The sequence below is a fragment of the Streptomyces roseirectus genome (genome assembly GCF_014489635.1).
Lineage (GTDB): Bacteria > Actinomycetota > Actinomycetes > Streptomycetales > Streptomycetaceae > Streptomyces > Streptomyces roseirectus.
Genome location: NZ_CP060828.1, coordinates 5,850,001 through 5,864,546, shown reverse-complemented (window position 1 = coordinate 5,864,546; position 14,546 = coordinate 5,850,001). Strand labels below are relative to the sequence as shown.

9 protein-coding genes and 2 rRNA genes (1 of these 11 running past the window's edge) are annotated in these 14,546 nt (G+C 70.2%); 5 read left to right on the top strand and 6 right to left on the bottom strand.

Annotation, left to right across the window (positions count from 1 at the left end):
* Window positions 1-34: 34 nt before the first annotated feature.
* The 4 genes from IAG44_RS25020 to mtnA all read right to left on the bottom strand — a co-directional run bounded on the left by IAG44_RS25020 (window position 35) and on the right by mtnA (window position 5,830).
* Complete coding sequence (locus IAG44_RS25020) at window positions 35-1,849, bottom strand: LpqB family beta-propeller domain-containing protein (protein ID WP_187749314.1); 1,815 nt, start codon at window positions 1,847-1,849, stop codon at window positions 35-37.
* Window positions 1,839-3,875: an MtrAB system histidine kinase MtrB gene (gene mtrB, locus IAG44_RS25015; protein WP_187749313.1), complete on the bottom strand. Its 2,037-nt coding sequence runs from the start codon at window positions 3,873-3,875 to the stop codon at window positions 1,839-1,841. The genes IAG44_RS25020 and mtrB overlap by 11 nt, the downstream gene beginning before the upstream one ends.
* A gap of 1 nt (window position 3,876) precedes the next feature.
* Complete coding sequence (gene mtrA, locus IAG44_RS25010) at window positions 3,877-4,566, bottom strand: two-component system response regulator MtrA (protein WP_005316841.1); 690 nt, start codon at window positions 4,564-4,566, stop codon at window positions 3,877-3,879.
* A 124-nt stretch (window positions 4,567-4,690) separates the two neighbouring features.
* On the bottom strand, window positions 4,691-5,830 hold the full coding sequence (mtnA, locus tag IAG44_RS25005) for an S-methyl-5-thioribose-1-phosphate isomerase (protein ID WP_187749312.1): 1,140 nt from the start codon (window positions 5,828-5,830) through the stop codon (window positions 4,691-4,693).
* Between the two features lie 140 nt (window positions 5,831-5,970).
* Between mtnA and IAG44_RS25000 the strand changes: the two genes are divergently transcribed.
* The 5 genes from IAG44_RS25000 to IAG44_RS24980 are packed head-to-tail and all read left to right on the top strand — an operon-like array spanning window position 5,971 to window position 11,413.
* Window positions 5,971-7,266 (top strand): DUF7847 domain-containing protein, encoded by a 1,296-nt coding sequence (locus IAG44_RS25000; protein ID WP_187749311.1) that lies wholly within the window; start codon window positions 5,971-5,973, stop codon window positions 7,264-7,266.
* Window positions 7,267-7,270: 4 nt separating this feature from the next.
* Window positions 7,271-7,960 (top strand): DUF4129 domain-containing protein, encoded by a 690-nt coding sequence (locus tag IAG44_RS24995; protein ID WP_187749310.1) that lies wholly within the window; start codon window positions 7,271-7,273, stop codon window positions 7,958-7,960.
* Entirely contained in the window at window positions 7,957-9,129 is a 1,173-nt protein-coding gene (locus IAG44_RS24990) for a DUF4350 domain-containing protein (protein ID WP_187749309.1), read from the top strand. The genes IAG44_RS24995 and IAG44_RS24990 overlap by 4 nt, the downstream gene beginning before the upstream one ends.
* Entirely contained in the window at window positions 9,129-10,118 is a 990-nt protein-coding gene (locus IAG44_RS24985) for an AAA family ATPase (RefSeq protein WP_187749308.1), read from the top strand. Before IAG44_RS24990 ends, IAG44_RS24985 begins: the two co-directional genes overlap by 1 nt.
* Window positions 10,118-11,413, top strand: coding sequence for a DUF58 domain-containing protein (locus tag IAG44_RS24980; RefSeq protein WP_187749307.1), 1,296 nt, complete (start codon window positions 10,118-10,120; stop codon window positions 11,411-11,413). The genes IAG44_RS24985 and IAG44_RS24980 overlap by 1 nt, the downstream gene beginning before the upstream one ends.
* A 97-nt stretch (window positions 11,414-11,510) precedes the next feature.
* Here the strand turns inward: IAG44_RS24980 and rrf are convergent.
* Together rrf and IAG44_RS24970 are read right to left on the bottom strand one after the other, a co-directional pair.
* Window positions 11,511-11,627, bottom strand: a 5S ribosomal RNA gene (rrf, locus tag IAG44_RS24975).
* Window positions 11,628-11,715: 88 nt separating this feature from the next.
* A 23S ribosomal RNA gene (locus tag IAG44_RS24970) occupies window positions 11,716-14,546 on the bottom strand; it runs 291 nt beyond the window's last position.

Genomic DNA, 14,546 nt, shown 5'->3' with positions numbered 1-14,546 from the left:
CGCCGGCCCCGATCAGCCCGGCGGCCCCCTCAGTTCACCCCGGGTAGAACGCCACCGAAGCGGTCGGCTTCAACGTCCGCCACCCACTCCCCCCGGGCAGCCACAGCAACCCGTCCTTGGACGTGGCGAACAGCGGCGCCTCGCTGTCCTCCGACGCGGCGATGCTCTGCACCTCGGTGAGCCCCGGCAGCGCACTGGTCTCGGGCAACGACCCGTCACACTGCACGTACTGCACCTGCTCCACGCCCCCCGTCTCCTTGCCGACGACCACGAGCCGACTGTCGGAGGCCCAGGAGACGGCGGTGACCTGCTCCAACTCGGGCGTGGCGGACCGCAGTTCCTGAACGGCCACGACCGGCCGCCCGTCATCGCCCTGGTCCCGCTCGACCCGCCCGACGTACAGCGACTGCTGCCCCTCCGACTCGACGACGAGCGCGATCCGCACCCCGTCGGCGGCCACCCGCACCGTGTTGATGCGCCCGCTCAGCCCGGGAGTGCTGACCACGACGGGCGTGTCGTCGCCCTTGGCGATCAGGTGGAGCCGGGGCGCGAGGGGGTTGCGGTCGGCCACCCAGAGGTCGCCCTGCGCGTCCCAACTGGGCGTGGTGAGCCGGTCCTTCTCGGTGGCGCCCGCGCTGGTGAGCAGCGGGTTGCCGAGCGGCCCACCGGACAGCAGCGAGGTCACGTACAGCTGCTTGCCGTCGAGGGTGACCCCCGCGGCCTCCTGCTCGTCCCGGGAGACGCCGACCGACCGCAGCGCCTTGCCCCCGTCCCCGAAGGCGCCGGGCGCCGACTCGGGCGAGGTGTTGCCGCGGACGTCCATCCGCTGGAGACGGTGCTCGCCGTCGATGAAGTACAGGTGCGCGGGGTGCTCGGCGGAGCCCCGCGCGGCGATCGTCTCGGCGCGGCTCTCGCTCAGGGAGCACAACCGGCGCCCGTCGGCCCGCAGTTCGACCTCGTCGACGCCCGGCGTGAGGCTCTGCATGGTGAACAGCAACTGCGCGGCCATCGCGTCGCACGTGTCCTGCCCGACGCCCGCCGCCTTGCCGTTCAGCGGCACGGTGAGCTTGTTCTGGTCGTTCGGGGTGAGCGGCCCCTCGTCGTCCTCCAGGGCCGTGCCCGTGGGAAAGCTCGACCGGACGACGGGCCGCAGCCAGCTGGTGGGCCCGGCGAGCAGGGAGCGGACCATCTGGGTCGTCGGGTCGACGCGCTTGCGCACGTACACGGGGTCCGCGACGGCGGCGGGCGTGCTCCCCACGCGCGCGTGGGAGGCGAAGTAGTACTTGTTGACGGACATGTAGTTGCGGGCGAAGTCGGACTGCCCCATGACGACGCCCTGGGGCAGTTCGTCGATCCGCCACTGGTCCTTGTCGTCCTGCACGAGGTGCAGGGTCGTCTGGTACTTGCCCACCACGGGCGTGTACGACTGCTGGTCGTCCACGGTGGCGACGCTCCGGCCGTCCAGGGTGAACGACACGTCGGAGCCGCCCTCCCGCCCTCCGGGACGCTCCTGCGTCGGCTGGGGGCCCGCGTCGAGGACCGTCGTCGAGCTGTCCGGGTCCCAGGTCTTCGCGGCCTTGCCGATGAGGTACTTGCGGGCCGTCGAGAAGGTCGGGTCGTCGCTGGTCAGCGCTTCGAGGAAGCCCTGGACGATCTCCATGGGCAGCGCCCCCTCCTGCGGCGGCATCGCGAACACCCGCACCTGGGTGTCCTGCCGAGGCGTGGACTCCACCCCGCGCAGGTCCCCGTGGTCGGGCATCGAGGCGCACCCGCCGAGCAGGACGGCCCCGCAGACCCCGTACGCCACCGCGCGCGCCGGCCTGCGCCGGACGCCCCCCTCACCGCCCACGAGCGGCCTCCCCTTCCTCGTCGGGCACGCCGTCGGCGCCGTCCCGTCGTACGTCCGTCGCGACCGGCGCGCCCGCGCGGGGCACCACCCGGGCTCCGCTGCCCGGCAGGGCCGTCGGGTCGGCCGTGGCCGCGACGGCGCCCACGCGCGGGAGCGGGTCGGCGGTCTGCTGCGCGGGGACGGTGGCGCTCTTCTCGCGCGCGCGAGAGGCGCCGTCCGGGCCGCGGTTGCGGCGCGAGTCCTTCGGTTCCAGCGGTATCGGCGAGCCCCGCAGCGGCTCGTCGGCGGTCCTGGGCAGCGTCAGCCGGAACTGCGAGCCACCGCCGGGCTCGCCCCACGCCTGGAGCCAGCCGCCGTGCAGGCGCGCGTCCTCCAGGGCGATCGACAGCCCGAGCCCCGTCCCGCCGGTCGTCCGCGCGCGCGCCGGATCGGCCCGCCAGAACCGGCTGAACACCCGCGTGGCCTCCCCCGGCTTCAGCCCGACCCCGTAGTCGCGCACGGCGACGGCGACGGCACCCCCGGCGGCGGCCAGCCTGACGACGACGTCCTTGCCCTCGCCGTGCTCCACGGCGTTGACGACGAGGTTGCGCAGCACCCGCTCCACGCGCCGCGCGTCCGCCTCGGCGACGACGGGCTGCTGGTCGCCGACGACGCGCACGGTCGTCCCCTTGCGCTCAGCGAGCGGCGCGGCCCCGCCGACGACCCGCCGCACGACCTCCCGGAGGTCTATCGGCTCGGCCTCCAGGGCCGCCGCGCCCGCGTCGAACCGGCTGATCTCCAGCAGGTCCGCGAGCAGCGTCTCGAACCGGTCGAGCTGGTCGGCGAGCAGTTCGGCCGACCGCGCGGTCATCGGATCGAAGTCCTCGCGCGCGTCGTGGATGACGTCGGCGGCCATCCGGACGGTCGTCAGGGGCGTCCGCAGCTCGTGCGACACATCGGACACGAACCGGCGCTGCATCCGTGACAGGTCCTCCAGCTGCTGGATCTTCAGCTGGAGGTTCTGCGCCATCTTGTTGAACGCCTCGCCCAGGCGCGCGATGTCGTCCTCACCGGTGACCTTCATCCGCTCCTGCAGCCGCCCGGCCGACAGCCGCTCGGCGATCCCGGCCGCCATACGCACGGGCGTGACGACCTGCCGCACGACGAGCCAGGCGATCGCCCCGAGGAGGACGACGACGAAGAGCCCGGCGGTCGCCAGGGTGCCCTTGACGAGGCTGAGGGACTTCTCCTCCTGGGTGAGCGGGAAGAGGTAGTACAGCTCGTAGGCATCGCCGTTGGGGTCGTTGAGGCGCTTGCCGATGACCAGCGCGGGCTGCGACTCCTTGCCGCTGTCGTAGCGGATCCGGGTGTAGCTCTGGGCGGCGGAGGTGCTGTTGTCGACACGCGTGCGCAGGGCTTCCGGCACGCTCGCGGTGGGGCTCACTCCCCCGGAGGCGCGCGGCCCGGGCCCGCGCTCGTTGCCGCCGGTGGGCAGGGTGACGACGTCGAAGGCGCCCTGGCCGCCGCTGGAGAGCGACGACACGAGGGCGCTGAGCCAGGGGCTGACGTTCTGCGGGGATCGGTCGTCCGTGGCGGCCGGCACGTCGCTGTCGGCGGCCTCCGCGTCGGCCTGCTGCTTGGCGACCGCGAACCCGCCGGTCGCCTGGCTCTGCGAGGCCCGCACCTTGGCGTCCAGGAGCCCGTTGCGCACCTGCCCGATGACGACGAACCCGAGCAGCAGGACGACGCCCAGGGACATGAGCAGGGTGGTGACGACGACCTTGAGCTGGATGTTGCGCCGCCACAGCCGTATGACGGGCAGCAGGGGCCGGCGCACCCAGCGCAGCACCAGCCGAAGCACTGGGCTGCCCTGTACGCCGCCCTGGAGCAGCCCGCCCTCCAGGAGTCGCCCGAGGCGTTTTCCGGGCGTCCTGCGGCCCTTCAGGGCCTTCTGGGGCCCCTGTGTCTTCCGGGCCTCCGGGCCGACAGGCCGCTCCGGCCGGGCCCCGGACCGGCCGGGCGCCGGTGCGGCGCTGTCCCCGGACATGTCAGCTCGGTCCGGCCTTGTAACCGACACCGCGGACGGTCACGACGATCTCCGGCCGCTCCGGGTCCTTCTCGACCTTGGAGCGCAGCCGCTGCACGTGCACGTTGACCAGGCGAGTGTCGGCGGCGTGCCGGTAGCCCCACACCTGTTCGAGCAGCACCTCACGGGTGAACACCTGCCACGGCTTGCGCGCGAGCGCCACCAGCAGGTCGAACTCCAGCGGGGTCAGCGCGATCGACTGCCCGTCGCGCTTCACCGAGTGCCCGGCCACGTCGATGACCAGGTCGCCTATGGTCAGCTGCTCCGGCGCCGGCTCCTCCGAACGCCGCAGGCGCGCGCGGATCCGCGCGACCAGCTCCTTCGGCTTGAACGGCTTGACGATGTAGTCGTCCGCGCCCGACTCCAGGCCCACCACGACGTCCACCGTGTCGCTCTTCGCCGTGAGCATCACGATCGGCACCCCGGACTCCGCCCGGATCAGCCGGCACACCTCGATGCCGTCCCGGCCCGGCAGCATCAGATCCAGCAGCACCAGATCCGGCTTGGCCTCCCGAAAAGCAGCCAGCGCCTTGTCACCGTCGGCTACGAAAGACGGCTCAAAACCCTCACCACGCAGCACGATGCCGAGCATCTCGGCCAGTGCGGTGTCGTCGTCGACGACAAGGACTCGTCCCTTCATAAACGACATCATCCCATTCTCATAACGGTGCCCGGAGCGCAGGTGAGGCAGGTCACTGACCCGTGACCATAGCCGCACGAGGCGGTCACTGTCTGCCCTGGCCCCCGGCACCCACGCACGCGCACCCGCCGCCGGGTCAGATCGTCACCCGGCGTGACCTCGCGCACAGCTCCGCGAGCGCCCCCGCGGTCACCGGCGAGACGGCGCCCTCCTCGGTGACGACGGCCGTCACCAGTTCCGGCGGCGTCACGTCGAAGGCGGGGTTGTACGCCTGCGTGCCGAGCGGCGCCACGGGGATCCCGCCCCCCGCCCCGGTCACCGGCGCCTGCGGGGCGACGGCCTCGGTCACCTCGTACCCGGGCCGCTGCTCGACCTCGATCGACGCCCCGTCGGGCGTCTCCAGGTCGATCGTCGTCACCGGCGCGACCACGACGAACGGCACGTGGTGGTAGCGCGCGAGGACCGCCAGCGGATAGCTCCCGATCTTGTTCGCGACCGACCCGTCAGCCGTGATCCGGTCCGCCCCGATCAGCACCGCATCCACCTCCCCGGCCGCGAACAGCGACCCCGCCGCGTTGTCGGTGAGCAGCGTGTACGCCATCCCGCTGCGCGCCGCCTCGTACGCCGTCAGCCGCGCCCCCTGCAGCAGCGGACGCGTCTCGTCGACCCACAGCCTGCGCAGCCGCCCCGCGCGGTGCGCGGCCAGCGCCACCGCGAACGCCGTCCCCTCCCCGCCCGACACCAGCGACCCGGTGTTGCAGTGGGTCAGGATCCGGTGCCCGCCGCCCGGCAGCAGCTCGTCCAGGAGCGCGAGCCCGTGCCCGGCCATCCGGGCGCTCGCCTCGGCGTCCTCCTGGTGCAGCCGCCGCGCCGCCGCCAGCGCCGCCTGCGCGGCCCGCCGGGTGTCCCCGTCCCGGCCGAGCGAGGCCCGGTGCGCCTCCAGGGCCCGCGTCACACCGACGGAGAGGTTCACGGCGGTCGGGCGCGCGCCCGCGAGGGCCGTCGCGGCGTCCTCGGCGTCGAACCCGCGCGCGGCGGCGAGCGCGACCCCGTAGGCGCCAGCAATGCCGAGCAGGGGCGCCCCGCGCACGGCCAGCGATCTGATCGCCTCCACCAGCACGGACGCGTCCGTGCACACCAGCTCGACCTCCTCCGCGGGCAGCCGTGTCTGGTCGAGGAGGACCACGACGGGGCCCTCCGGTGGCTCCTCCCACCGGATCGCGGGTGTCCCGGTGGCTCGGTCGTCTTCTCCGGATCGCGTGTTCGGATCAACCATGCGGTGAGTCTGCCCAGGATCCGCCGGACCATGGAAGGTCCGTGGTCCCTACCGCGCCCGGACCCCTTGTCGGTGCCCCATGACACGATGGCACCCAACCTGCCGCCGCGACCGCGGACGGGCACCGTGAAGGAGCGACGATGAACGACACTCCGGGCTGGGCATCGCCCGGATCGGCCCCGTCCGAGGGCCCCGAAGGACAGGAGTCCACCCCGCCCTCGGACCAGCGAGACGGCCGGCCGTCCGACTCCGGCGTCCAGTGGTCCAAGGATCAGCCGCCCGCCGGCCAGTGGACCGCGCCCACGCGCCAGTCCCCCGGCCAGACGCCCCCACCGCCCCCGCCGGGCCCCGGCGCACCCGGCCCCACCGGCTGGAACGCCCCGACGACCCACCCCGGCGGCTACCCGGGCCCCGGCGGCTGGGGCACCGGCTGGGGAGGCCCCCCGCCCGCCGCCAAGCCCGGCATCATCCCGCTGCGCCCCCTCGGCGTGGGCGAGATCCTGGACGGCGCCGTCTCCACCATGCGCACGCACTGGCGCACGGTGCTGGGCATCTCCCTGGCCGTCGCCGTCGTCGTGGAGATCATCACCGTCGTCGTCCAGGGCCTCCTCCTGAACGACGCGAGCACCGACGCCATCGGCGACCCGAACGCCAGCTTCGACGAGGTCAGCCGCGCCCTGGGCGACTCGATGACCGCCTCGGCGGCCGTCTACGCGATCTCCGTGCTCGGCACCGTCATCGCGACCGCCCTGCTCACCACCGTCACCAGCCGCGCGATCCTCGGCACGTCCGTCACCCCGGGCGAGGCATGGCGCGACGCCCGCCCGCAGCTCCTGCGCCTGTTCGGGCTGATCCTCCTGCTGACGCTGATCCTGGTCGGCATCGTCGTCGGCGGCGTCCTGCCCGGCGTCGCGGTGGCCGCCTCGGGCGGCGGTTCGGCGGCGGGCGTGGGCCTCACGCTCCTCGGCTTCCTCGGCGCGGGCGTCGTCGCCGTCTGGCTGGCCGTGCGCTTCTCCCTCGCGCCGCCCGCGCTGATGCTGGAGAAGCAGGGCATCAAGAAGTCCATGGGCCGCTCCGTGAAGCTGGTGCGCGGCTCCTGGTGGCGCGTCTTCGGCATCCAGCTGCTCGGGATGATCATCTCCAGCATCCTCTCGATGATCGTCGTCGTCCCGTTCGCCCTCATCGGCGCGGCCGTCGGGGACGGCGGCATGAGCGGCTTCCTCACGGACCCCGCTGTCGCCTACGACTGGACGTACCTGATCATCACCGGCGTCGGCGCCGTCATCGGCTACATGATCACGTTCCCGATCACCGCCGGCGTCTCCGTGCTCCTCTACGTCGACCAGCGCATCCGGCGCGAAGCCCTCGACCTCGAACTCGCCCGCGCCGCAGGTCTCCAGGACTACGGCACCTCCGGCACCACCCCCGGGAGCTGACGGCGTGCTGTCGACGGGGGGAGCATTCAGGGCCGCGCTGGCGGCGGCCGGCGCGGACGACGCGCCGCCGCTGACCACACCGCGCGACCCCGCGCGGGAGGCGGCCCGCCGCGAGCTGTCCAAGCGGATGTACCACGAGAACGACCCGAACCTCTTCCAGCGCGCGCTGGACGCCTTCTGGAAGTGGCTCGGCGACCTCTTCGACACCGCCTCGGGCGCCACCCCCGGCGGCACGCTCGGCCTCGTCGTCATCGCCCTGGCCGTCGTCGCCGTCGCCGCCGCCCTGTGGTGGCGTCTGGGCACCCCCCGCCGTACACCCGTCTCCGCCCCGGCCCTCTTCGGCGACCGCGCCCGCAGCGCCGCCGAACACCGCGCGGCCGCCGAGGAACACGCCGCCCAGGGCCACTGGAACCAGGCCGTCCAGGAACGCATGCGCGCCATCGTCCGCGCCTTGGAGGAACGCGCCCTCCTCGACACCCGCCCCGGCCGCACCGCCGACGAGGCCGCCGCCGAAGCCGGCCGCACCCTCCCCGACCACGCCGATGGCCTGCACGCCGCCGCCCGCGACTTCGACGACGTCACATACGGCGGCCGCAGCGCGGGCGAGCAGACGTACCGGCGCATCGCCGACCTCGACCAGACCCTCGACCGCGCGAAACCCCGGCTGACGGCCCACCAGGGGGCCGCCGGATGACCACCTCGGCCTCGCCCACCGCCCGCCACCTGTGGACCCGCGCGCGGGGCGTCGTACTCGCCCTCGCCGTCCTCCTGGCCGCCGCCGTCGCCGTCGCCGCGCTCCAGTCCGACACCCACCACGGCGAACTCGACCCGCGCTCCGCCGACCCCTACGGCAGCCGCGCGATAGCCGAACTCCTCGCCGACCGGGGCGTCACCACGCGCGTGGTCACCACCCTCGACGAGGCCCGCGCGGCGACCGGCCCCGACAACACCCTCCTGGTCGCCGTCCCCGACCTGCTGACCAAGCGCCAGCAGAGCGACCTGCGCGCGACGACCGCCGACTCCGACGGCCGCACCGTCCTCGTCGCCCCCGGCGACTGGTCCGTCCAGACCCTCGCCCCCGGCGTCGTCGCCGACCCGGCCACCAGCCGCGACACCACCCTCGCGCCCGCCTGCGTCCTCCCCGAGGCCCACCGCGCGGGCGCCGCCGACACCGGCGGCCACCGCTACACCGTCACCCGCCAGGGCATCGACGAGTGCTACCCGAGCCGCCGCCTGCCCACCCTCCTGCGCGTGCCGGCCGAGACAGGGGACGGCGACACCGTCGTCCTCGGCGCGCCCGACATCCTCCTCAACAACCGCCTCGGCGAGCAGGGCAACGCCTCCCTCGCCCTCCAACTCCTCGGCTCGCGCCCGCATCTGGTCTGGTACCTCCCCTCGCTCTCCGACTCCACCGCCGGCCCCGAGGAGGAGAAGGGCCTCTTCGACCTCCTCCCCTCCGGCTGGCTGTGGGGCACCCTGCAACTCTTCGTCGCCGCCGCGCTCGCCGCCCTGTGGCGCGCCCGCCGGTTCGGGCCGCTCGTCCCCGAACGCCTCCCGGTCGCGATCCGCGCCTCCGAGACCGTCGAGGGCCGCGCCCGCCTCTACCGCAAGGCCGACGCCCGCGACCGCGCGGCCGACGCCCTGCGCTCCGCCACCCGCATCCGCCTCGCCCCTCTCCTCGGCATCCCCGCCTCCCGCGCCCACGCGCCCGAGGCCCTGCTCCCCGCCCTGTCCGACCGCCTCCACACCGACGGACAGACCCTGCACACCCTCCTCTTCGGCCCGCCCCCAGGCGACGACGCGGCCCTGACCGCCCTCGCCGACCGACTCGACGCCCTCGAAAGTGAGGTACGCCGTCCATGATGGACCCGACCACTGACAACGCCGGGAACACCGGGGACCCGAGCGCCGCCCGCGCCTCCCTGGAGGCCCTGCGCGCCGAGATCGCCAAGGCCGTGGTCGGCCAGGACCCCGCCGTCACCGGCGTCGTCGTCGCCCTCCTGTGCCGCGGTCACGTCCTCCTCGAAGGCGTCCCCGGCGTCGCCAAGACCCTCCTGGTCCGCGCCCTCGCCGCCGCCCTCGACCTCGACACCAAGCGCGTCCAGTTCACCCCCGACCTCATGCCGAGCGACGTGACGGGCTCCCTCGTCTACGACACCCGCTCCGCCGAGTTCTCCTTCCAGCCCGGCCCGGTCTTCACCAACCTCCTCCTGGCCGACGAGATCAACCGCACCCCGCCGAAGACCCAGTCGTCCCTCCTGGAGGCCATGGAGGAGCGCCAGGTCACCGTCGACGGCACTCCGCGCGCGCTCCCCGACCCGTTCCTGGTCGCCGCGACACAGAACCCCGTCGAGTACGAGGGCACCTATCCCCTCCCCGAGGCCCAGCTCGACCGCTTCCTCCTCAAACTGACGATCCCCCTGCCTTCCCGCCAGGACGAGATCGACGTCCTCACCCGCCACGCCGAGGGCTTCGACCCCCGCGACCTCAAGGCCGCAGGCGTACGCGCGGTAGCGACCGCCGCCGACCTGGAAGCCGCCCGCGCGGCCGTCGCGAAGACCGCCGTCTCCCCCGAGATCACCGCGTACGTCGTCGACATCTGCCGCGCCACCCGCGAATCGCCCTCCCTCACGCTCGGCGTCTCCCCGCGCGGTGCAACCGCCCTACTGGCCGCCTCGCGCGCGTGGGCGTGGCTCACGGGCCGCGACTACGTCATCCCGGACGACGTGAAGGCGCTCGCCCTGCCCACGCTCCGCCACCGCGTCCAGCTCCGCCCCGAGGCCGAGATGGAGGGCGTGACGGCCGACTCGGTCATCACCTCCGTCCTCGCCCACGTCCCCGTCCCCCGCTGATGGCACTCACCGGCCGCGCCGCCCTCATCGCCGCCCTAGGCTCCCTCCCCGTCGGCCTCTGGGACCCCAGTTGGACCGGCATCCTGGCCGTCAACGCCCCACTGGCCCTCGCGTGCGCGTGCGACGCCGCCCTAGCGGCCCCGGTACGCCGCCTGACCCTGACCCGTTCAGGTGAAACATCCGCCCGCCTGGGCGAATCGGCGGACGTCACCTTGACGGTCACCAACCCGTCCCACCGCCCCCTCAAGGCCGACCTCCGCGACGCCTGGCCCCCCAGCACGACCCCGGAAACCGACCGGCACCCCCTGACGGTGCCCCCGGGCGAACGCCGCCGCGTCACGACCCGCCTGCGCCCGACCCGCCGCGGCGACCACCAGGCCGACTGCGTCACCATCCGCTCGTACGGCCCCCTACGCCTCTTCACCCGCCAGGGCACCCACAAGGTCCCCTGGACAATCCGCGCGTTTCCCCCGTTCACGAGCCGCAAACACCTCCCCGCCAAACTGGCCCGCCTACGCGAACTCGACGGCCGCACGAGCGTCCTCACGCGCGGCGAGGGCACCGAGTTCGACAGCCTCCGCGAGTACGTCCCCGGCGACGACACCCGCTCCATCGACTGGCGCGCCACCGCCCGCCAGACCAGCGTCGCCCTGCGCACCTGGCGCCCCGAACGCGACCGCCACATCCTCCTGGTCCTCGACACCGGCCGCACCTCCGCCGGCCGCGTGGACGACGCCCCACGCCTCGACGCCGCCATGGACGCCGCGCTCCTCCTCGCCGCCCTCGCCTCCCGCGCGGGCGACCGCGTCGACCTCCTGGCCTACGACCGCCGCACCCGCGCCCTCGTCCAGGGCCGCTCCGCCCGCGACGTCCTGCCGTCCCTGGTCAACGCGATGGCCGGGCTCGACCCCGAACTCGTCGAGACCGACGCCCGCGGCCTGGCCTCCACGATCCTCCGCACAACCCCTCGCCGCTCACTCCTCGTCCTCCTGACGACCCTCGACGCGGCCCCCATGGAGGAAGGGCTCCTCCCCGTCCTCCCACAGCTCACCCAGCGCCACACCGTCCTGGTCGCCTCCGTCGCCGACCCACACATCGCCCGCATGTCCACCTCCCGGGGGACCGTCGACGCCGTCTACGACGCCGCAGCAGCCGCCCAGGCTCAAGCAGAACGCCACCGCACCGCCGAGCAGCTTCGCCGTCACGGGGTCACCGTCGTCGACGCGACACCGGACCAGCTGGCACCGGCATTGGCGGACGCATACTTGGCCCTCAAATCCGCAGGACGCCTATAAAAATTGGGCCTCTCTGGAGAAGAGGGGCCCAATTCAATTGGCCTGTAAACGCAGAAAACCCCCGCACCATAAGGTGCGGGGGTCCCCCACAAAGATTGTTCGGCGGCGTCCTACTCTCCCACAGGGTCCCCCCTGCAGTACCATCGGCGCTGTGAGGCTTAGCTTCCGGGTTCGGAATGTAACCGGGCGTTTCCCTCACGCTATAACCACCGAAACACTATGAAACAATCAACCGCACCACGCTCTGTGGGAACGTGGGGTTGTTCGTGGTTTCAGAACCAACACAGTGGACGCGAGCAACTGAGGACAAGCCCTCGGCCTATTAGTACCAGTCACCTCCACCCCTTACAGGGCTTCCAGATCTGGCCTATCAACCCAGTCGTCTACTGGGAGCCTTACCCTCTCAAGGAGGTGGGAACACTCATCTCGAAGCAGGCTTCCCGCTTAGATGCTTTCAGCGGTTATCCCTCCCGAACGTAGCCAACCAGCCATGCCCTTGGCAGAACAACTGGCACACCAGAGGTTCGTCCGTCCCGGTCCTCTCGTACTAGGGACAGCCCTTCTCAATATTCCTACGCGCACAGCGGATAGGGACCGAACTGTCTCACGACGTTCTAAACCCAGCTCGCGTACCGCTTTAATGGGCGAACAGCCCAACCCTTGGGACCGACTCCAGCCCCAGGATGCGACGAGCCGACATCGAGGTGCCAAACCATCCCGTCGATATGGACTCTTGGGGAAGATCAGCCTGTTATCCCCGGGGTACCTTTTATCCGTTGAGCGACGGCGCTTCCACAAGCCACCGCCGGATCACTAGTCCCGACTTTCGTCCCTGCTCGACCCGTCGGTCTCACAGTCAAGCTCCCTTGTGCACTTACACTCAACACCTGATTACCAACCAGGCTGAGGGAACCTTTGGGCGCCTCCGTTACCCTTTAGGAGGCAACCGCCCCAGTTAAACTACCCATCAGACACTGTCCCTGATCCGGATCACGGACCCAGGTTAGACATCCAGCACGACCAGACTGGTATTTCAACGACGACTCCACAAGTACTGGCGTACCTGCTTCACAGTCTCCCAGCTATCCTACACAAGCCGAACCGAACACCAATATCAAACTGTAGTAAAGGTCCCGGGGTCTTTCCGTCCTGCTGCGCGAAACGAGCATCTTTACTCGTAGTGCAATTTCACCGGGCCTATGGTTGAGACAGTCGAGAAGTCGTTACGCCATTCGTGCAGGTCGGAACTTACCCGACAAGGAATTTCGCTACCTTAGGATGGTTATAGTTACCACCGCCGTTTACTGGCGCTTAAGTTCTCAGCTTCGCCAAGACGAATCTTGACTAACCGGTCCCCTTAACGTTCCAGCACCGGGCAGGCGTCAGTCCGTATACATCGCCTTACGGCTTCGCACGGACCTGTGTTTTTAGTAAACAGTCGCTTCTCGCTGGTCTCTGCGGCCACCCCCAGCTCACCGAGTAAATCGGATCACCAGGAATGGCCCCCCTTCTCCCGAAGTTACGGGGGCATTTTGCCGAGTTCCTTAACCATAGTTCACCCGAACGCCTCGGTATTCTCTACCTGACCACCTGAGTCGGTTTAGGGTACGGGCCGCCATGAAACTCGCTAGAGGCTTTTCTCGACAGCATAGGATCATCCACTTCACCACAATCGGCTCGGCATCAGGTCTCAGACTACGTGCAGGGCGGATTTGCCTACCCTGCGTCCTACACCCTTACCCCGGGACAACCACCGCCCGGGCTGGACTACCTTCCTGCGTCACCCCATCACTCACCTACTGCAAGTCTGGTCCGTCGGCTCCACCACTCCCCTTTGCCCGAAGGCTCCGGGGCGGCTTCACGGACTTAGCATCGCCTGGTTCGATGTTTGACGCTTCACAGCGGGTACCGGAATATCAACCGGTTATCCATCGACTACGCCTGTCGGCCTCGCCTTAGGTCCCGACTTACCCTGGGCAGATCAGCTTGACCCAGGAACCCTTAGTCAATCGGCGCAAACGTTTCTCACGTTTGTATCGCTACTCATGCCTGCATTCTCACTCGTGAACCGTCCACCACTGCCTTCCGGCGCGGCTTCACCCGGCACACGACGCTCCCCTACCCATCACAGCAGGCGTTGGCCCTCATGCTGCAATGACACGACTTCGGCGGTACGCTTGAGCCCCGCTACATTGTCGGCGCGGAATCACTAGACCAGTGAGCTATTACGCACTCTTTCAAGGGTGGCTGCTTCTAAGCCAACCTCCTGGTTGTCTCTGCGACTCCACATCCTTTCCCACTTAGCGTACGCTTAGGGGCCTTAGTCGATGCTCTGGGCTGTTTCCCTCTCGACCATGGAGCTTATCCCCCACAGTCTCACTGCCGCGCTCTCACTTACCGGCATTCGGAGTTTGGCTAAGGTCAGTAACCCGGTAGGGCCCATCGCCTATCCAGTGCTCTACCTCCGGCAAGAAACACACGACGCTGCACCTAAATGCATTTCGGGGAGAACCAGCTATCACGGAGTTTGATTGGCCTTTCACCCCTAACCACAGGTCATCCCCCAGGTTTTCAACCCTGGTGGGTTCGGTCCTCCACGAAGTCTTACCTCCGCTTCAACCTGCCCATGGCTAGATCACTCCGCTTCGGGTCTTGAGCGTGCTACTAGAAACGCCCTATTCGGACTCGCTTTCGCTACGGCTACCCCACCCGGGTTAACCTCGCAACACACCGCAAACTCGCAGGCTCATTCTTCAAAAGGCACGCAGTCACGAGACAAGGACAAGTCCTCGTCCGACGCTCCCACGGCTTGTAGGCACACGGTTTCAGGTACTATTTCACTCCCCTCCCGGGGTACTTTTCACCATTCCCTCACGGTACTATCCGCTATCGGTCACCAGGGAATATTTAGGCTTAGCGGGTGGTCCCGCCAGATTCACACGGGATTTCTCGGGCCCCGTGCTACTTGGGTGTCTCTCAAACGAGCCGCTGACGTTTCGACTACGGGGGTCTTACCCTCTACGCCGGACCTTTCGCATGTCCTTCGCCTACATCAACGGTTTCTGACTCGTCTCACAGCCGGCAGACTGTGAAAGAGAGATCCCACAACCCCCACGACGCAACCCCTGCCGGG

Coding starts and splice junctions, on each gene's coding strand:
- mtrB (WP_187749313.1), bottom strand. CDS start 3,875: ATGTCCGGGGACAGCGCCGCACCGGCGCCCGGCCGGTCCGGGGCCCGG.
- mtrA (WP_005316841.1), bottom strand. CDS start 4,566: ATGATGTCGTTTATGAAGGGACGAGTCCTTGTCGTCGACGACGACACC.
- mtnA (WP_187749312.1), bottom strand. CDS start 5,830: ATGGTTGATCCGAACACGCGATCCGGAGAAGACGACCGAGCCACCGGG.
- IAG44_RS25000 (WP_187749311.1), top strand. CDS start 5,971: ATGAACGACACTCCGGGCTGGGCATCGCCCGGATCGGCCCCGTCCGAG.
- IAG44_RS24990 (WP_187749309.1), top strand. CDS start 7,957: ATGACCACCTCGGCCTCGCCCACCGCCCGCCACCTGTGGACCCGCGCG.
- IAG44_RS24985 (WP_187749308.1), top strand. CDS start 9,129: ATGGACCCGACCACTGACAACGCCGGGAACACCGGGGACCCGAGCGCC.
- IAG44_RS24980 (WP_187749307.1), top strand. CDS start 10,118: ATGGCACTCACCGGCCGCGCCGCCCTCATCGCCGCCCTAGGCTCCCTC.